Annotated in this window: 13 protein-coding genes; 4 read left to right on the forward strand and 9 right to left on the reverse strand. The window is 67.1% G+C overall.

The genetic code is table 11. From position 1 onward, the window contains the following. Nucleotides 1–204: 204 nt before the first annotated feature. Nucleotides 205–612, forward strand: a complete 408-nt coding sequence (locus AC3FMM_RS09995; protein ID WP_414248515.1) for an META domain-containing protein — start codon at nt 205–207, stop codon at nt 610–612. A gap of 17 nt (nt 613–629) precedes the next feature. Here AC3FMM_RS09995 and AC3FMM_RS10000 read toward each other — a convergent pair whose 3' ends face one another. The 4 genes from AC3FMM_RS10000 to czcI form a co-directional block, all read right to left on the reverse strand. After that, the gene (locus AC3FMM_RS10000) at nt 630–3800 is read right to left on the reverse strand and encodes a CusA/CzcA family heavy metal efflux RND transporter (RefSeq protein ID WP_488686523.1); all 3171 of its coding nucleotides are present in this window, start codon (nt 3798–3800) and stop codon (nt 630–632) included. Nucleotides 3801–3813: 13 nt separating this feature from the next. Continuing rightward, the gene (locus tag AC3FMM_RS10005; RefSeq protein WP_488686524.1) at nt 3814–5121 is read right to left on the reverse strand and encodes an efflux RND transporter periplasmic adaptor subunit; all 1308 of its coding nucleotides are present in this window, start codon (nt 5119–5121) and stop codon (nt 3814–3816) included. Between the two features lie 16 nt (nt 5122–5137). After that, nucleotides 5138–6403: a TolC family protein gene (locus AC3FMM_RS10010; RefSeq protein WP_488686525.1), complete on the reverse strand. Its 1266-nt coding sequence runs from the start codon at nt 6401–6403 to the stop codon at nt 5138–5140. A 116-nt stretch (nt 6404–6519) separates the two neighbouring features. Further along, complete coding sequence (czcI, locus tag AC3FMM_RS10015) at nt 6520–6894, reverse strand: cation efflux protein, CzcI family (protein ID WP_488686526.1); 375 nt, start codon at nt 6892–6894, stop codon at nt 6520–6522. 275 nt (nt 6895–7169) lie between these two features. Here czcI and AC3FMM_RS10020 point away from each other — a divergent pair, with 275 nt between their 5' ends. Next, nucleotides 7170–7550 (forward strand): hypothetical protein, encoded by a 381-nt coding sequence (locus AC3FMM_RS10020; RefSeq protein ID WP_488686527.1) that lies wholly within the window; start codon nt 7170–7172, stop codon nt 7548–7550. A 64-nt stretch (nt 7551–7614) separates the two neighbouring features. Here AC3FMM_RS10020 and AC3FMM_RS10025 read toward each other — a convergent pair whose 3' ends face one another. Together AC3FMM_RS10025 and AC3FMM_RS10030 are read right to left on the reverse strand one after the other, a co-directional pair. Next, nucleotides 7615–7830, reverse strand: coding sequence for a zf-HC2 domain-containing protein (locus tag AC3FMM_RS10025; RefSeq protein WP_112775749.1), 216 nt, complete (start codon nt 7828–7830; stop codon nt 7615–7617). Nucleotides 7831–7870: 40 nt separating this feature from the next. Then, nucleotides 7871–8464: a sigma-70 family RNA polymerase sigma factor gene (locus tag AC3FMM_RS10030; RefSeq protein ID WP_115681961.1), complete on the reverse strand. Its 594-nt coding sequence runs from the start codon at nt 8462–8464 to the stop codon at nt 7871–7873. Between the two features lie 375 nt (nt 8465–8839). Here AC3FMM_RS10030 and AC3FMM_RS10035 point away from each other — a divergent pair, with 375 nt between their 5' ends. After that, the gene (locus AC3FMM_RS10035; RefSeq protein WP_488686528.1) at nt 8840–10018 is read left to right on the forward strand and encodes a glycosyltransferase family 9 protein; all 1179 of its coding nucleotides are present in this window, start codon (nt 8840–8842) and stop codon (nt 10016–10018) included. Between the two features lie 55 nt (nt 10019–10073). Here the strand turns inward: AC3FMM_RS10035 and AC3FMM_RS10040 are convergent, their stop codons facing one another. The 3 genes from AC3FMM_RS10040 to AC3FMM_RS10050 all read right to left on the reverse strand — a co-directional run bounded on the left by AC3FMM_RS10040 (nt 10074) and on the right by AC3FMM_RS10050 (nt 13411). Further along, on the reverse strand, nt 10074–11696 hold the full coding sequence (locus AC3FMM_RS10040; RefSeq protein WP_326346347.1) for an ATP-binding protein: 1623 nt from the start codon (nt 11694–11696) through the stop codon (nt 10074–10076). Nucleotides 11697–11748: 52 nt separating this feature from the next. Beyond that, complete coding sequence (locus AC3FMM_RS10045) at nt 11749–12423, reverse strand: alpha/beta hydrolase (protein ID WP_488686529.1); 675 nt, start codon at nt 12421–12423, stop codon at nt 11749–11751. A 118-nt stretch (nt 12424–12541) separates the two neighbouring features. Next, entirely contained in the window at nt 12542–13411 is an 870-nt protein-coding gene (locus AC3FMM_RS10050) for a tripartite tricarboxylate transporter substrate binding protein (RefSeq protein WP_488686530.1), read from the reverse strand. Between the two features lie 382 nt (nt 13412–13793). Between AC3FMM_RS10050 and AC3FMM_RS10055 the strand changes: the two genes are divergently transcribed. Beyond that, a complete protein-coding gene (locus tag AC3FMM_RS10055; protein WP_488686531.1) occupies nt 13794–19013 on the forward strand; it encodes a trifunctional serine/threonine-protein kinase/ATP-binding protein/sensor histidine kinase in 5220 nt (1739 codons plus the stop codon). The last annotated feature ends 84 nt before the right edge of the window (nt 19014–19097 follow it).

The following is a 19097-nucleotide window of genomic DNA, read 5'->3' on the forward strand; positions in this document are numbered from 1 at the left end:
GGCGCGAATCGCATGTATTGGCTGATTGCGCCGCAAGCTCGGGCGCACCTCGGCATCATGCCGCCGCGGCCGGGCCGGAAGCTTCACGGTGTCGTGAAGCGTCGAATGCAGTGGCGCTGCGGCCCGTCGATTGGTTGTATGCTTTGAGCACGGCGTGCCGGGCGCCTCGCGCGGCCACGCCATACCAAGTACGGCGGTGACGACATGAAGCATGTTCACGCACTGGTTGTGGCCAGCCTCATGTTGGCGGCATGCGTTTCCACCGGCGTCGACGTGAAGCCCGAGCACTTGTCGAACTTCCTGCCCGGTTTTTCCACGCTCGACGAGGTCACTGCGCAGCTCGGCCCGCCCTCCTCGAAAGCGACGCTGCGCGACGGCTCGACCATCCTGGTCTACTCGTTCGCCGCCTCGCAGCCCCACCCCGAGAGCTTCATCCCCTTCATCGGGCCATTGTTTGCCGGCGGCGCGATCCGCACTTCGACGGTGCTGTTCGAATTCGACCAGAACGGTGTCCTGATGAGCCAGCGCCGCACCACCTCGAGCGGGGTCTCGGGAATGAGCGTGCTGACGCCCGGGGCGCTGCCCGGCGCGCCGCCCGGCACGCCGCAATAGGCCGCCGGGCGCGCTTGTCACCTCTCCATCGGCGCCACCTGCCCATCGGCGCGCACCGCCGCCGGCGCATCGTTGCGATGCGCCAGCCGGTACAGCACCGGCAGCACCAGCAGCGTCAGCGCCGTCGACGACAGGATGCCGCCGATCACCACCGTCGCCAGCGGCCGCTGCACCTCGGCACCGGTGCCGGTGGCCAGCGCCATCGGCACGAAGCCGAGCGAGGCCACCAGCGCCGTCATCAGCACCGGGCGCAGGCGCGTCAGCGCGCCTGCGCGGATGGCGTGGTCCAGACCGTGGCCGGCCTCGCGCAGCGAGCGGATGAACGACAGCATCACCAGTCCGTTGAGCACCGCCACGCCGCACAGCGCGATAAAGCCCACCGCCGCCGAGATCGACAACGGGATACCGCGCAGCCACAGCGCCAGGATGCCGCCGGTCAGCGCGAACGGAATGCCGGTGAAGACCAGCAGCCCGTCCTTGACGTTGCCGAACATGGCGAACAGCAGCACGAACACCAGCCCCAGCGCCAGCGGCACCACCACGCGCAGCCGCGCGGTGGCGGATTGCAACTGCTCGAAGGTGCCGCCCCAGCTGGTCCAGTAGCCGGCGGGAATCGCCACGCGCGCGCGGATGGCGGCCTCGGCCTCGGGCACGAAGCTGCCGATATCGCGCCCGCGCACATTGGCGCTGACGACGATGCGGCGCTTGCCGTTCTCGCGCGAGACCTGGTTGGGACCCGGCGCCATCTCCACGCTGGCGACTTCGCTCAGCGGGATGTAGCTGGTGCGCGCACCGGCATCCTTCGGAAGCGCCACCGGCAGTCGCCGCAGCGCGTCGATGTCCGCGCGCACGGCCTCGGGCAGGCGCACCACGATATCGAAGCGCCGGTCGCCGCTGAAGAAAGTGCCGGACACCTTGCCGCCGATGCCGATCGACACCGCGTCCTGGATATCGCTCAGGTTCAGCCCGTAGCGCGCGGCCTGGTTGCGGTCGATCTGCACCGTCAGCATCGGCAGCCCGGTGGTCTGCTCGACCTTGACCTCGGCCGCGCCGGCAATGTCCTGCAGCACCGCGGCGATGCGGTTGGCGGTTTGCTCCAGCACGGCGTTGTCGTCGCCGAACACCTTGACCGCCACGTCCGAGCGCACGCCCGAGATCAGCTCGTTGAAGCGCAGCTGGATCGGCTGCGAGAACTCATAGTTGTTGCCCGGCAGCTTGCCCACCTCGGCGCGGATCGCGGCGATCAGCGCGTCGCGCGTGCGGCGCGGCTCGGGCCACTGCGATTCGGGCTTGAGCATGATGTAGCCGTCGGAGATATTCGGTGGCATCGGGTCCGAGGCAATCTCCGCGGTGCCGGTGCGGGCAAAGATGCGCTCGATCTCCGGGAACTTGGCCTTGAGCGCGGTCTCCACCTGCTGCTGCATCGCCACCGATTGCGTCAGGCTGGTGCCGGGAATGCGCAGCGCCTGCACCGCGAGGTCGCCTTCGTTGAGGCTGGGCACGAATTCGCTGCCCAGGCGCGTGGCAATGGCCAGGCACAACACCACGGCCACGCCGGCGCCGGCCAGCACCACCGGCGTCGACGCCAGCACGCGCTCCAGCAGCACCGCGTAGCGGCGGCGCGCCCACGCCATCAGCCGGTTGTCGCGCTCGGCCACGCGGTTGCCGATAAACAGCGCCACCGCCGCGGGCACGAAGGTCACCGACAGCACCATCGCTCCCAGCAGCGCCAGCACCACGGTAAAGGCCATCGGATGGAACATCTTGCCCTCGACCCCGGTGAGCGCGAAGATCGGCAGGTACACCACCATGATGATCAGCTGGCCGTACAGCAGCGGCCGGCGCGCCTCGCGCGCGGCGGCAAAGACTTCCTGCAGGCGTTCGTCGCGCGTCAGCACGCGTCCCTGGGCGGCCTGCGCATGCGCCAGCCGGCGCACGCAGTTCTCGACGATCACCACCGCGCCGTCGACGATGATGCCGAAGTCCAGCGCGCCCAGGCTCATCAGGTTGGCGCTGATGCGGTAGTGGACCATGCCGGTGAAGGTGAACAGCATCGACAGCGGGATCACCAGCGCGGTGATCAGCGCCGCGCGCAGGTTGCCGAGGAACAGGAACAGGATGGCGATCACCAGCACCGCGCCTTCCAGCAGGTTCTTCTTGACCGTGGCGATGGCCTTGTCGACCAGCGTGGTGCGGTCGTACACGGTGACGGCCTTCACCCCCGCCGGCAGCGTGCGGTTGATCTCGGCCATCTTGCGGTCGACCGCTTGCGACACCGCGCGGCTGTTCTCGCCGATCAGCATGAACACCGTGCCCAGCACCACCTCGCGGCCGTTCTCGGTGGCCGCGCCGGTGCGCAGCTCGCCGCCGGTCTGCACCGTGGCCACGTCGCGCACGCGGATCGGCTGGCCCTGCGCGCTGCCGACGATGACGTCGCCGATCTCGTCGAGCGAGCGCACCTGGCCCGGCACGCGCACCAGGTACTGCTCGCCGCGGCGCTCGATATAGCCGGCGCCAACGTTGTCGTTGTTCTTCTCCAGCGCGCCCACCACATCGGCCAGCGACAGCCCGTACGAGGCCATGCGTGCCAGCTCGGGCGCCACCACGTAGGCGCGCGCATGGCCGCCGATGGCGTTGACCTCGGTCACGCCCGGCACGTTGCGCAGCTGCGGCCGGATCACCCAGTCCTGGATCTCGCGCAGGTCCGACAGCGTGTAGGCGGTGCCATCGGGCTTGCGCGCGCCGGGGTCGGCTTCGACCGTCCACAGGTAGATCTCGCCCAGCCCGGTCGAGATCGGCCCCATCGCGGGCGTGATGCCGGGCGGCAGCTGGTCGCGCGCCTCCTGGATGCGCTGGTTGACCAGCTGGCGCGCAAAGTGGATGTCGGTGCCGTCGCGGAAGATCACCGTTACCTGCGACAGCCCGTAGCGCGACAGCGAGCGGGTCTGCTCCAGGCCGGGCAGCCCCGCCATCACGGTCTCGACGGGGTAGGTGATGCGCTGCTCGGTCTCCAGCGGCGAATAGCCCGGCGCGGCGGTGTTGATCTGCACCTGCACGTTGGTGATGTCGGGCACCGCGTCGATCGGCAGCCGGGTGTAGCTGTACAGGCCCAGCGCGGCCATGCCCAGCACCGCCAGCAGCACCAGCCAGCGTTGCGCAATGGCAAAGCGGATCAGGCGTTCGAACATGCGCGCCTCCCGCTCAGTGCTCATGCCCGGCGCTGGCTTTGCCCAGCTCGGACTTGAGGATGAAGCTGTTGGCCGCGGCGTAGCGCGCGCCGGCCTGCAGGCCCTGGGTCACCTCGACCAGCTTGCCGTCGGTGCGCCCGGTCCTGACCGGCTGCACCGCAAACCCGTCCGGCACCGCGACGAACACCACGCTCTGGCCATCGACCTGCTGCACTGCATCCGCCGCGACCGTCACCGGCACCTGCACCGGCGCGCCCAGCACGCTGACCGTGACGAACAGCCCCGGGCGCCATGCCGTGCCCGGATTGGCCAGCGTCACGCGCGCCTTGGCGGTGCGGGTCTGCTCGCCCAGCAAGGCGCCGACGTAGGACACCTTGCCTTCGGCCTGCGTGGCGGAGGCGCTGGAGCGCACCGTGACCGCCTCGCCCACGCGCACCCGGTCCAGGTCGCGCGCGGACACCACGAACTCGGCCCAGACCGAACTCAGGTCCGAGATCGTGAAGACGCTGGCGTCTTCCTTGACCGCTTCACCCAGCGACAGGTGCTTCTCGACCACGATGCCGTCGAACGGCGCGCGCAGCGCGAACTGGTTCAGCGCGCCGCCGGCCCCGCCGCGCTCGGCGGCGCCGATCGCGGTGAGCTTCTGGCGCGCGTTCTGCACCGCGATCTGCGCCTCTTCCAGCGCCGTGCGCGCCTGCTGGTAGTCCTGCTCGGCGGAGATCTTTTCCTGCCACAGCGTCTTCTCGCGCGCATAAGTGGCCCGCGCCAGCGCCTCGCGCTTCTGCGCGACCAGCAGTTCGCTGCGCTGCTCCGCCACCGTGGTGCTGGCGATCAGCGCCAGCACCTCGCCCTTGCGCACCGCCTGGCCCAGGTTGGCCGGCACCGCCTGCGCCACGCCCGCGACGCGCGGCACCACGTGCGCGGTGCGGTCATCGTTGAAGCGGATCTCGCCGGGGAAATCGACGCTGCTGCGCAGCGCCGCGGCCGCGGCGGTAGCCATGCCGATGCCGGCCCGCTCGATCTGCGCGGGCGTCAGCGCGATCTCGTGCGGCTTGCCTTCCGCCTGCGGCTGCGCCGGGGCCGCGCTCGCGCCGGCATGTGAATCGGACTTGTCCCCTGCCTTGGCCTCCGCCTTGTCGCCCGCCTTGTCGCCCTCCTTGCCGTGCTCGTGCCCGTGCTCGTCGCCATGCTCGGCATGCCCGTGCGCGGCCTCGCCGCTGGTGTGGCCGCCCTTGCCGGTGAACAGGATCGCCGCGCCGCCCAAAAGCCCCGCGACCAGGATGGCCACCACCGCGGCCCGTTGTTGCTTGCTCATTGCCATGTCTGCAGCTTCCGTATCAGTGTCCGAGGATGCGATCGATGCTGGCGGCCGCGTCATAGGTGCGGGCCAGCACGTCCAGGTAGCGGATGCGCGCCTGGAACAGCGTGCGCTGGGCATCCAGCACGTCGAGGAAATTGAACTTGCCGGCCTCGAACCCGCGCGAGGCGGCAGCGTAGGCCTGTTCGGCCGCCGGCAGCACCGAGGCCTGCAGCGTCTGCGCCGCGGCGCGCGACACCGACAGCTGCGTCGAGGCCTGCTGCAGTTCGCCCTGCAGGCGCACGCGCGTGGCGGCGTGCGCATCCTGCGCGCCGTCGGCACGGCGCAGCGCCGCGTACAGGTTGCCCTGGTTGCGGTCGAACAGCGGCAGCGGAATCGCCACGCCCAGCACCGCCATGTTGCGGTTGGCCTCGTTGTCGCGCTTGGCGCCCAGGCTCACGGTCACGTCGGGATACTGGCGGCTGCGCTGCACCGCCACTTCGGCACGGCTGCGCTCCGCCGCCAGGCGGCTGGCTTCGAGCAGCGGCGAATCTTCCAGCGCCGCCTGCAACGCGGCCGGCGCTGGCCGCGACGGCAGCGCATCGAGATCGCCCTGTGCCTTGTCGAAGCGCGGCACGCTGTCACCCCACAGCGCCGCCAGCGACTGCCGCGCTGACTGCAGCGCGCCGGTGGCCTCGGCCAGCTCCAGCTCGGCATTGGCCTGCTCCACCCGGGCGCGCGTGGCTTCCAGCGGTGCCACCTTGCCCGCGGCCACGCGCCGGCCCGCGGCGTCGGCGGCCTGGCTGGCGATGCCGACCGAACCTTCGGCCAGGCGGACGCGCTCCTGCGCCACCAGCACGCCGAAGAAGCGCGCGATCACCGTGGCGCGCAGCCCGGCGCGGGTGCTGCCCAGTTCGGCCTGCGCCAGCTCGCGCCCGCGCTCGGCCAGGCCGATGCGCGCGGCGCGCTTGCCGCCAAGTTCGATCGGCAGGTTGACCTGCCCGGTGGTCGAGCGCGAGGCCTTGCGCGTGTCTTCCATCGACACCGCCAGTTCCGGATTGGGGATTACGCGCGACTGGATCAGGTCGCCTTCGGTGGCGTCGAGCTCCTTGCCGGCGGCGGACAGCGTGAAGCTGCCGGCTTCAGCCAGCGCCAGTGCGGCATCGAGGGTCAGGATAGGGGCCAGTGCGCCGGCCGGCGCGGCAGCCGATGGCAGCGCCACGGCGGCGGGCGGCGTCTGCGCGACGCCGGGGAATGGGCTGGATAACACGGCCGCCAGCCCGAGCGGCAGCAAAAGTCTTCGCATCGAATTGCACCAGAAGAAAACCGGGGGAATTCGGCGAGACGCCCGGCGTCATGCGGTCATGACGCCAGGAGGCGATCGGAATGGATCGGGATAGCGGGGAAGCGTCGTCTCGCCGGCTAAGCGAGACGCAGCCACTGCGGGCGGTCGGGCGCCCGCGCGCTGTGCGAGGAGAAGCGGGGTTGGGGCACTGGCGGCGCCAGCTCCACCCGGCGCAGCGCGGGTACGTCCTGCGCATCGGCCGGCGCGAAGGGCAGCGAGGCGATATGGCAGACGCCGCAGTCCGGATCAGCCAGGTTCAGCTTGGCCTTGTCCTGCGCGGGATTGGCGGGCTGCTCCGGCATGCCGCTGCCGGCCTGGTGCCGGTGCTCATGGTGCCCGAAATGGGCCTTGGCGGCCGCGGCGACCTCGTGCCCGCAATACGCGGCGGCTCCCGCCCAGGCGAACTGGAGCGGCAGGACGAGCGCGAGGAGAACGAGGATCAGGCGTTGCATGAATGGTGAGGGCGGCGCTGCGGACACCGATGGTGGCCGGCCAGCGAGCGGCAAGTTTAACCGAGGCACCGCGGTCATTCAGGCAACGGGGTCATTACATTTGCGTCATGGCGGCGGCGCGAGCGGCCGTTCGCAACAATTCAATATTTTTGAATAACTCATCCGGCAAAGCGCCCGCTTACGCTGCTCTTTGACTCCTATAGTTCCGTACATGAACGGCACGCACACAAAGCAACGCCTTCTGACAAATTCAACAAGCTAATGGAGAAACCATCATGACCAAGACCGCCCGCCTCGCTTCCGCCCTGCTCCTGACCCTGGCCGCGCTGGGCGCCGCCCAAGCCGCCATCGCCGCCGACGCGCTGCCCGGCGACAAGTACGGCTACAGCTTCCGCAGCACCGTGCCGGGTGACAAGTATGGTTATGAATTCCGAAGCCATGACGCCTTCACCGACGGCGCCCGCGCCGGCAAGGCCGACCCCTTTACCGACGGAGCCCGCACCGGCAAGGCCGACCCCTTCACCGACGGGGCCCGCACCGTGGCCGGCCTGGACCGCAGCGGCGTGTCGGCATCGCCTGCCCGCGGCTTCGACACCTTTACCGAAGGCAGCCGCACCGGCAAGTTCGACCCCTACGGCGAAGGCGCCCGCGCCTGAGCGGACCACGCCGCACGCCGGCGACAAATCCTGCAGAGAGGCCAGCGCCAGCGCTGGCCTTTTGTCATTCGTCGCGCCCCAGCCGGTGCATGGCTTCGCGCAGCGTGCGCATCTGCGCGCTGAAGCGGGTGCAGGCATCGCAGATGGCCAGGTGCGAGCGCACGCGCAGCCGCTCCGCCCACGACAGCGGCAGGTCCAGGCTCTTCATGGTCAGGTGGTGGACCTCTTCGCAATCCGGCAGCAGCCGGCGCGGCGGGCGGGAGGGTGGGGTTTCCGGCATCTTTGTCCGTGACGGTTCGCGCGCGTGGGCGGAGGCAGGCTCAGCCGGCCTTGCCGGGCCGGCCACGCTGCCCGAACCAGTGCAGTTCGAGGCATTCGCGCAGGCGCATGCGGGCGCGGTAGAGCATCGCCCAGGCATTGGTCGCGCTGATCTGCAAATGCTGACAGATTTCTTCGGTGTCCAGCTCCAGCCATTCCCGCATCATGAAGATACGGCCGGTGCGCGCCGGCAGGCGGTCCACACATAGCTGCAGGATCTCGAAAAACTCGCGGCGCTCGAACGCGCGCTCCGGATCGCCCCAGTCGGAGGGTGGATCCTGGTAGTGGCCGTTGCGCGTGAACAGGGCGTCGAAGGCGTCATCGTCGGACTGCGGCTGTCCATCGCCGTCGGTAGCCAGCGCCAGCCTGACCTCGCGCCTGCCGCTGCGCAGCGCGTCGATGATCTTGTGCTTGAGGATGCCGACCAGGTAGGTGCGCAGCGCCGACTGGCCGGCAAAGCGCTCCGGATGCTCGAGCGCGGCCAGCAGCGTTTCCGAGACGGCATCCTCGGCCACCGCCTCGTCGCGCAGCTGCAGGCGCGCGAAGCGCAACAGGTAGGGGCGTAGCGCCTGGAGTTCGGCGGGGTCGAGGCTCATCGGGGATCGGGGCGGTTGCCTGGACAGATGCGCCATCATACCCGCGCCCTTCCCTTTGCCGGTATGCCGCGGTGGTCAGCTGCCGGTCAGCGCGGAGTTCGTCCTTATTTACCCCTAAAGGCTGGGTCAAAATTTGCCGATATTTTCGGTAAACTTCCGGGCTTTTCCACCTTCCCTGCCCGGCCCTGGTCAGGATGTCCATCAATTTAAACCGCCGGTCGCGCACTGGGTTTAGCCCGTATTCGAGTCGAAATTTCCGACTTCGGCACGGACATTTTTGATCGGGAAGATTCTTCAAGAATTATCGGAACGACCTGGAATGCCGGGTAGCCCGGTCAGAAACAGCAGAAAGCAATACAGCAGTGAGCAACAAATATGTCAAAGCAGTGGAAGGTATGGCTGGCAAATATCTGCATTGGGGCCTACCGACTCCTTAGTATCGGGCGCAACGCCGCATGCTCGCCGGTGCGCGAGCAGAAGTTCAGCCGGCTCGTCGTATTCTCGACCACGGCCCTGGGTGACTTCATGCTGAATACCCCTGCCATCCGGGCCCTGCGGAACCGATATCCGGACGCCAGGATTACGCTGGTGGCAAACCCGAGGAATCGGGACCTTGTCAGCGCATGTCCGTATGTCGACGATATCGTTTGCTGGGACCATAAGGCCAAAAGCATCGTGCCCACCATTTGGCGACTGCGAAAGCGCAAGCCGCAGTTGGCGGTCATCCTGCACTCGAAAGGGCCCTATGACCTGATCGCGGCGGTCTTCGCCGGGTGTTCTTACCTGTTCAAGAACATCTACGATGATGAACTGCCTGGCCAGGAACGGTGGCTAGAAGCGGCCACCTGGACACGGGACGAGGGTCACCTGATCCAAAGCAAGCTGGACCTGGTGGGCCAGTTGGGCTGCGACACATCCAACACCGAAATGTTCGTGCCCGCCCGTCCTGTCACCGGTGCAGCGCCGGCGAGCATCATCGGTTTCCAGTTGGGCGCCTCGCAGCCGGTCAGGTGCTGGCCGATCGAGCATTTCATCAAGTTGGCCAAGGCTCTGCTCGCCGAAGCGGAGGACACCGCGATCGCGCTGATCGGATCAGATCGGGAAAGGAGTCTGGAGACCAGGTTCATGGCCGGGCTGACGTCGCAAGAAAGGCAACGTGTCACCAGCTACGTCGGCCGAACCACGCTGCCCACACTGATTACCGTGATTCAGCGCATGAAGGTGCTGGTCACCGGCGATACCGGCCCTCTCCATCTGGCTATCGCACTCAAGGTAAGGACCGTCAGCCTTTTTGCCACCGCGAGCCCGAAGAAAACCGGCCCCTATCAGGACACGGCCTTGCACAAGGTGTTGCACGTAGCGATGGACTGGCGACAGCCGGCCGGGGCTGAGCCTCTCCACCCGATGGCGTACATCAAGGCCGACGAGGTCCTGCACGCTGTGGTGGCCTCGATGCGAGGTGCCGAAACCGGGCATCCGCAGTTGTTACCGGCGGCCGCCCGCCCGGGGCAACGGACGGCCAGATCGGAAGTGGCCGTCCTGGCGGTCTCGTAACGGCTCGCGCCGGGCTGTCAAGGCGCCAGGCAGGGCGCTGGAAAATGCAGCCCGCTTACCCGATCCCGCGGAACTGCCCGCACAGGCGGAACACGTCCATCGACAGCGGAATCTCCTTGGCCTTGCCGTAGCGCGTTGCCAGCTTCAGCAGTTCCTTGATGTCGCGCCCGCTCGCCGCGGGGTAGGCGTCGGCCAGCGCATCGATCAGCGCATCGTCCAGTTCCGCGCCGAACTGCGCCGCCTGCAGCCGCCACAGCCGCACGGCATCCTCGCGGCACGGCGTGGTGTAGTGGATGGTGGCGATGCAGCGCGACAGGATGGCATCGTCGACGTCGCCGATGCGGTTGGTGGTCATGAACAGCAGGCCGCTGAAGTACTCCAGCGTGCGCAGGAACTCGGCGACGATGGCATTGTGTTCGAGGTCGTTGTCGCGGCGGCGGATATAGACGTCGGCCTCGTCCAGCAGCAGGATTGCGTTCCAGCGCATGGCGCGGCGCAGGATGGTCATCAGCGTGGCCCCCACCGACGCCGCGGTGGTGCCCAGCTGCCCGGAGTGCACGCGGTACAGCGGCTTGCCCACCACCTCGGCATAGACCTCTGCGGTCAGCGTCTTGCCCAGGCCGGGCGCACCCTGGCACAGGATGGTGGTGCCGCCGGACTTGCCGGGCACGAAGTCCGGCGCCAGCATGTCCATGTGCGAGGTCAGGATGTCGATCAGGTCGCGGTGGTGCGCGGGGAGCACCAGCTTGTCGCGCAGCGCGGGCTGGTAGCGGTAGTCGGCCAGGTGCTGCACGTGGACCCAGATATTGCGGTGCCACTCCAGGTGGAACAGGTGCACGTAGCCATGCAGCGGCACCCGCTCGAAGCCTTCCATGATGCCCGCCTCGCGCCAGAACGACGGGTCGCAGGTCATCTCGAATCGGCGCTCCAGCCGCTCCTCGTCGTTCACGCAGCGCGCGCCCGCGGCATCGGCGATCGGGATCAGCTCGGCCGCGCCCTTGCCATCGACCGCGAACGCCGCGCGCGTCGCCACGAACTGCGCGCCGAAGCCGCGCTGGCAGCGCACGAAGCGCTGCGCGTGCTGTTCATACTCCTGGCGGAATTCCGCGCACTCCTTGTAGAAGCCGAATTCGGCCAGCAACTCCGGGATGGTGCGGTTGGCAATATCGTCGCGCGTGATCACCATCGACGTAGTCATGCCCGAGCGCCGCAGGTGGTGGTCGGTCAGCGCGGAGTTGGCCGACTGCATGGTATTGGCGAGCAGGTCCACCACTACGTACGCCATGCCTTGCTCGGGCAAGACATAACGCATTCGGCGTACCAGCCAGGGCAGCAGCACGCCGTCGCGGTTGCGCTGGTACAGCCAGCCGTCGATGGCATCGCGCGACAGGTACGCGGCCAGCCCCGCCACCAGCTGGTCCAGCCCCGGAATCACGCGCGCCTGCGGCGCGTTGTAGATGTTGTCCAGCGCCAGCATCTGGAACATCAGCGCGCGCTCGTTCTGGGTCTTGCTGAGCGTATAGAGCGAACTGAGCGCATGCGCGTCGAACAGCTTGCTCGACACCAGCATATTGCCGTGGCACACACCATGCTGCTGCAACTGCCGGGCCAGCGGCGAACCGGTTTCGATCATCGCCAGCAGGGGATGGATCAGCGCCTCCGGAATCTCGAAATCCATGTACCGCGCTCCCGTTCAATGGCGTGGCCGCGCCCGGCCAGCGGCCAGGGTCTTACTGCAGGAAGAAGTCGATCGCGCGCTCGACCACCGGCGCATGGATGACATGGGGCCCGTCGAACTCGACATATTCCACGTCATAGCCCGCGGCGCGCAGCCTGGCCGCATGCGCGCGCGCGCTGGCAATCGGCAATTGCTCATCGGCCAGCCCGTGTGCGACGAACACCTTGGGAATGCCGGTCTGCATGAACACCGACATGAAGCCGCCGGAGAACGCGATCACATGGCTGGCGATATCGCCGTTGGTAATGCCCAGCGACAGCGCATAGCTGGCGCCGTCAGAGAACCCGGCAAAGGCCAGCCGCTGCGGATCGATCCGGTAGCGCGACGTCACCGCGGCCAGCGCCTGGTGCAGCCGCTGCAGGTCCGGCCCGTTGCCGCCGATGACGATGTCCCAGGTGGGATAGAGCGAATGCGGCGCCAGCACCAGGAAGCGATGCCGCTGCGCATGGGCTTCGAGATGCGGCAGGACTTTTTCGGGGAAGCCGCCGGCGCCGTGGAACATGACCATCAGCGGCACCGGCTCATGGGGTGCAAGCCCTTCCGGGACGAACAGCACGGCATCGCGTTCCTCGGCTACGCCGAGCCGGTGCCGGCCGGCTGGCAGCGGCCCGGCATGCGGCGTCGCGGCGGCAAAGGACATGCGGCCGAACAAGGACGGGTCGAGCATGGCGTCTCCGGCGGGCGGCTCTGGCCGCACCGATATGGTGATATTTTGTATATTACATACAAACGCCACTCGACGCTAGCCGATCCCCATGGCGCCTAAGTCGGCGGCAATCCGATTTTTACCGTCGATCCTTGCCGGCGACTCCCGCTTTTCCACTCTGGGTCTCATCCGCAACCACGTTGCGGTCAGCGACCAGCCTGCTCCAACGTGCCAGCTCCTGTCGAATAAATGCCTGGAAGTCCGCAGGGCCCGCGTGCACGACCTTGAAACCGTAACCTGAAAGCACCTCGTTCTTCGACAAATCAGACAGGACATGCTTCACCGCCCGATCGAGTTTCTCGATTCTTTCCCGCGCAGTCCCCTTGGGGGCCAGAACGCCATACCACCCGGTGACATACATGTTCTGCAAGCCGGCCTCCGCAAAGGTGGGCGTCTCAGGCGCGATCGGCAGGCGAGTGTCGTTCGCAATCGCCAGAGCACGCAACTTCCCGGATTTGACGTACCTGAGACTATCGGCCCCCGCGAACACTGCGTCCACGTCACCACTGATCGCGGCCGTGACCGCCTGGACGCCGCCGTGGTACGGCACATGGGTCACTCGAATCGAGGCGGATTGCGAGAGCAACTCGATGGCGAGATGGCTGGTATTGCCGTATCCGGACGATGCCACGGTCACCGGATGGGACCTTGCGCGCACGATCAGTTCGGATACAGAAGTGATTTTCGAAGTGGCGCCCACATAGAGCACCAATGGTTGCTTTGCCAGCAGAGAGACCGGCTGGAAATCACTGACTGGGTCGTAGCCGGCCGACCGACTCACGAGTGGCCCGATCGCGTAGGCCGCCAGGGCGAGCACGAGGGTATAGCCATCGTTGCTGGCGCGTTGAACGTGGCGCAAGGCGATCTGTCCGCCCGCGCCTGGCTTGTATTGAAGCACCACAGGCACTCCCAGCGCGGTCTGCAGTCCCTCGCCGAGCGGGCGCGCCATAAGATCCGCGGGCCCTCCCGGAGGATAAGGCACGACCATGGTGATGGGTTGATCCGGGTAGCCGGCCCACGCCGGCTGAACCGACGCGATCGCTCCTCCCACCACCAACCATCCGCCGCATCGCATTATTGCTGCGAGTCTTTGCACAATCAAAAAAAGGTGAAAAATCAAGCCATTGTCGCAAGGCGAGCGGGGCCGGCAAGTATTTAAGGATTGACTGAGCTGATCACGGCACGCTGACACGCGATCAGTCCAACACCGCAGGCGCATCAGCGGCTGTTGATTATGTGTCGACATGGGCGATTTGGTAAGATGCGGCCTCCCGGCTGCGCCTGCAAGCTAGCCGTTTTTTTGCACATTGGTCCCGATAACGGTGCTTTCCATGTTTTTCCCGCAGGCGGGAGTACGCTTACGCTTTGATTCCACATGGGAGGCAGGCGACCGGCTGTTCGGCCGCGGCTGGCTGATGCAGGACGATGGTTGCAAGGTGTCCGTGCTCGGTGTCTGGCCTGCCAATGATCCCTCCGCCCCGGCCGCGCTTGACCGGCTCGGTCACGAATATGCGCTTCGTGACGCCATCGATGCGACCTGGGCCGCCCGCCCGCTAAGGCTGCTGCGCGAGCGCGATACGGCAATGCTGCTGCTCGACGATCCGGGCGGCGAGCCACTCGCCCACCTGGTGGGTGGGCCGATGGACCCGGCGATGTTTCTCGACATTGCCGTGGCGGTAACCATGGCTGTCAGCCATCTCCATCAGCGCGGCCTGATCCACAAGGATTTGAAGCCCGCCCATGTTTTGGTGGCGCCGGACCGGCGCCAGGTCTGGTTGACGGGCTTCGGCATCGCGTCGCGAGGGCCGCGCGGCGCCCAGGCTCGTGCGGACATCAGTGACATCTCCGGTACGTTGCCCTATATGTCGCCAGAACAGACGGGCCGGATGAATCGCGCGATCGACGCACGCAGCGACCTGTATGCCTTAGGTGTTACCTTCTACCAGATGCTCACCGGTGTGCTGCCCTTCGTCGCCAGTGAACCCCTGGACTGGGTCCATGCACACCTGGCGCGCTCGCCGTGGCCGCCGGCCGAGCGCAACCCAGCCGTGCCTGCAATGCTTTCGGCGCTTGTCATGAAGCTCCTGGCGAAGGCTCCCGAGGAGCGCTACCAGACGGCCGCAGGCCTGGTGCGCGACCTGCAGCACTGCCGGCGGGCGTTGTCGGCGCAGGGGCAGATTGCAGCGTTCGAACTGGGGCAGCGCGACCTTTCGGAGGCCTGGGCCATCCCCGACCACCTCTATGGTCGCGACCAGGCCATGGCGACGCTGGTGGAAGCGTACGAGCGCGTGGCCTCCACCGGGCGCAGCGAAATCGTGATGGTTTCCGGCCATTCTGGCGTAGGCAAGACGTCGCTCATGCGGTCGTTTGCGCGCGCGGTTGCCGGGCGCGGCGGGATCCATGCCGCCGGCAAGGCCGACGCGCCGGCTGACTTGGCGGCCGAGGCGCCCATCGATACGGGCGTACGGCTGCCCTATGCAACGCTCGCGCGAGCGCTCAGCGGCCTGTTGCGCAATGGACTGGCAGATCACGCGACCGACATGGCTCCGTGGCGCACCGTCATCGCGCAGGCGCTGGGGCCGAACGCCGGTGCGCTTGTGCCCTTGCTGCCCGAACTGAAGACGCTGCTCGGTCCGGTACCGTGGATGCGGGAAACGCCGTCGCGCGAAACCGGGCCGCAAGTGCGGCTTGCGCTGCGCAACCTCGTGGCCGCTCTCGCGCGAAGCGCGCGGCCGCTGACGCTGTGCCTCGACGACTTCCAGTGGCTCGACGACGAAAGTGTCACGCTGCTGCACCAGATGCTGACTGATCCGGGCACGGCAGACCTGCTGGTGGTCTGCACCTGTCGCAGCCACGAAGTCGCAGACGACCAGAGCGCGATCCACGGTGTCGATGCGTTACGCGCGGACGGCGCCGCCGTGGTCCATGTCGAGCTGGGTTGTCTCGGCGAATCCGACCTGCGGCAGCTCGTCGCCGACGCGCTCCATTGCAATACCGACACGAGTGCGCCGCTTGCGCGACTGGTGATGGAGAAGACGGCAGGCAATGCGTTCTTCGCCACGCAGTTCATCAGCGAGCTGTTCCACGAGGGGCTGCTGCACTTCGATCACGGTGCGGCACGCTGGACCTGGGACCTCGACCAGCTCGCAGCCAAGGCGCTGACTGACAACGTGGTAGCGCTGATGGTGGGACGGATCGACCGGCTGGCGGCCAGTACGCGATCGGCACTGGCCCTGCTTGCATGCCTTGGCAACGACACCACGGTCGACACGCTGGCGCGCGGCTGGACCGGCGACGCCCGCGAACTGGAGCCCGCGATCCGGGAAGCCGTGCACGCGGGGCTGGTCTCGTGCAGGGAGAACGTGCTGCGCTTCTCCCACGACCGAGTCCTCGAAGCGGCCTATTCGCGCATCGCCGAGCCAACGCGGCAGGCGTTCCATTTGCGAGTCGGCCGGCTGCTGCTCGAGCGCACGCCGTCCGACGAGATCGAGGCGAGCGTCTTTACCATCGTCGGACAGCTGAACCGCGCGACCGAGAACATCGAGGTACAGGAAGAGCGCGACAGGCTCGCGGAACTCAACCTGGCTGCCGCGCTGCGCGCCAAGTCCGCATGCGCCAACACCGCGGCGCTGCACTATCTGTCGATCGGGCTCGCGCTGCTGGGCGATCACGGCTTCGCGCGGCACCAGGCCCTCGCCTTCGACTTGACGCTGCACATGGCCGAATGCGAGTTTCTCACGGGAGATTCGGCGCGCGCCGAGCATCGGCTGGAGTCACTGGCCGCGCGCACCTCGTCGCTCACCGCGCTGGCAGTCCTCACGCAACTCCAGCTGGGCCTGCTGATGACCGGCGGGCGCCGGGCCGAAGCGGTCACGGTTGGGCTTGCCTACCTGCAGCGTGCCGGAGTCGAATGGGCCTCGCATCCGACTGCAACGGCATTGGCGCACGAAGAGGCGCTGTTCGCCCGCCACCTCGGCGAGCGCGAGATCGCCGAACTGGCTGCGCTGCCCCCGATGACGGACCCCGGTTCGCTCGCGACGATGCGCGTGCTGATTGCGCTGGTGCAGCCGGCCTGGTACACCGACGATCAGCTGCGCAGGCTTGTGCTGCTACGCATGGTCAACCTGAGCCTGTCGCATGGCAACAGCGACGAATCGGCCCTGGCCTATGCATGGATGGCCATGCTGCACGTGGCCGCCTCCACCGATGAACCGGCCGGCGTCGCATTCGAGCGGCTATCGATAGAGGTTGCGGAACGGCGGGGCATCGATCGGATACGCGCACGCGCATATCAAGTCGTCGGCGGGAATCTTCTGCACTGGTCCAAGCCGCTGCGCGTCGCGCGCGGCCTGCTGCGCCAGGCGCTGACATTGACGCAGCAGATCGGCGACCTCACCTATGCCGCCTACATCCGCAGCAACCTGATGACGCATGCGCTGGCGATCGGTGATCCGCTCGCCAGCGTGCAACGCGATGCCGACTCGGGCAGCGTGTTTGCCTGGGGGCCGCGCTTCACGTTGGTGGCGGACCGCCTTGCGCCTCAGCGCCAGCTCGTACGTACGCTGCGCGGGGTCACGCCGGTGTTCGGGCGCTTCGACGCCAAGGATTTCAGCGAAGCCTCGTTCGAAGCCCGCTTGCGCGGTGACGTGGGCCTGCTGCTGGTGTCATGCTGGTACTGGATCCGCAAGCTTCAGGCTCGCTATCTGGCTGGCGCCGCGGCCGAGGCACTGGATGCGGCCGAGCAGGCACGCCCGCTTCTGTGGACCTCCCCGGCCTACTTCGAGCAGGCCGAGTACCATTTTTACGCGGCGCTGGCACGCGCGGCGTGCTGCAATCCGGCCGTCGAGGGCGAACTCGCAGCGCATCTTCCCGACCTGGCCGGGCACCATTGGCAGTTGGCGCAATGGGCACGGCGCTGTCCGGCGACGTTTGCGCACCGGGCCACGCTGGTCCAGGCAGAGATTGCCCGGCTCGAAGGACGCGACATCGACGCGATGCGCGGGTACGAGTCGGCTATCGCCTCGGCACGCGAAAGCGACCTGATCCACATTCAGGCGCTAGCAAACGAACTGGCGGCGCGCTTTTATCTGGATCGCCGGCTCGATAACGTCGCGCTGGTGTACTTGCGCCAGGCGCGTCACGGTTACATGCGCTGGGGTGCAGACGCCAAGGTCTGGCAGCTCGATATGCAATATCCCGCGCTGGCGGTCGATGCGGGAGCCGCCCTTGCCTCAACCCCGTCGATGGGCACGATTGGCGCGCCGCTCCAGCATCTGGACCTGGCCACGGTTATTGCGATCTCAGAGGCGATTTCGGGCGAGACCGGGCTGGAACGGCTGCTGGCGACGCTGATCCGGACCGCCATCGAGCAGGCCGGCGCGACGCGGGGGCTGCTCATCTTGCCCGAAGGCGCCGAACATCACGTTGCAGCCGAAGCTGCCGTGCGCGAAGAATCGGTCGTGGTGACATTGTCCGTGCGACCGCTCGATGCAGCCGATATGCCGTTGGCGATGGTCGAGCACGTGCTGGATTCTCGCGAGCACGTGGTCATGAACGATGGATCCGCCAGCGGGGCCTTTTCCGCCGACCCCTTTGTTCGCCAACGCCGGGCACGTTCGATGCTGTGCCTGCCGCTGCTGAATCAAGGCAGGCTGACCGGAGTGCTTTATCTTGAAAACGCACTTGCGCCAGGTGTGTTCGTTCCCGCGCGGATCGAGGTGATCAAGCTGCTGGCGTTCCAGGCGGCCAGTGCCATTGAGAACAGCCGGCTTTCCGAGCACCGCCGGCGCGCAGATGAATCCCTGCGCCAGGCCCATGCAGAGTTGGCGCACGCAAGCCGCGTCACCACACTCAACGCGCTGACAGCGTCAATCGCCCATGAGGTGAGCCAGCCAATCGCGGCATTGACCATCGAGGCACGCGCCGCGCTACGGTGGCTCAAGCGCCAGCAACCGGACGTCGAGCAGGCGGTCGCAGCCCTGGACGCCATTGTCGAGCAAGGAGAACGCGCTGGCAGCGTTATCGCGGGCATGCGCGCGATGCTGCGCAAGGCCGGGCCGCAGGCGCAGCGCATCAATCTCAACCAGATGATCGCCGACACGCTGCCGCTCTTTGCCGGCGAACTGGATCGCACCCAGGTCATCCTGAAAACGGAACTGCTGCCCGCGCTACCCCTGGTGTGGGCTGACAAGATCCAGCTCCAGCAAGTGTTGCTGAATCTGGTGATCAATGCGGTCGAGGCAATGCGCGAGATCCTCGAGCATTCACGCGAACTCACTGTACGCACCGCAGTCAGCCCAGCGCGTGAAGTTGTGGTCACGGTGCACGACGTCGGTGTCGGCCTGCCTGCCGATACGGAGCAGGTGTTCCAGCCTTTCTACACGACCAAGGCCGAAGGCCTGGGCATGGGCCTGTCGATCTGTCGCGCCATTCTCGAAGCGCATGGCGGGCGCCTGCACGCGTGGCCGAACCGGCCACGGGGCGCCGTATTCGAGTTCACATTACAGGCGGCCGAAACTGCGCCCGAAGGAATCTGTGACGCTCCGTCGTAATTGTTTTTGCGCGGGCCTTCAGATGAGGTATTAGCGAGCCAGATCACATACTGACTTGCAGCCGTAAGCCAGGGTTCCTGTCTG

It is taken from the genome of Cupriavidus sp. 207A1, assembly GCF_057798955.1.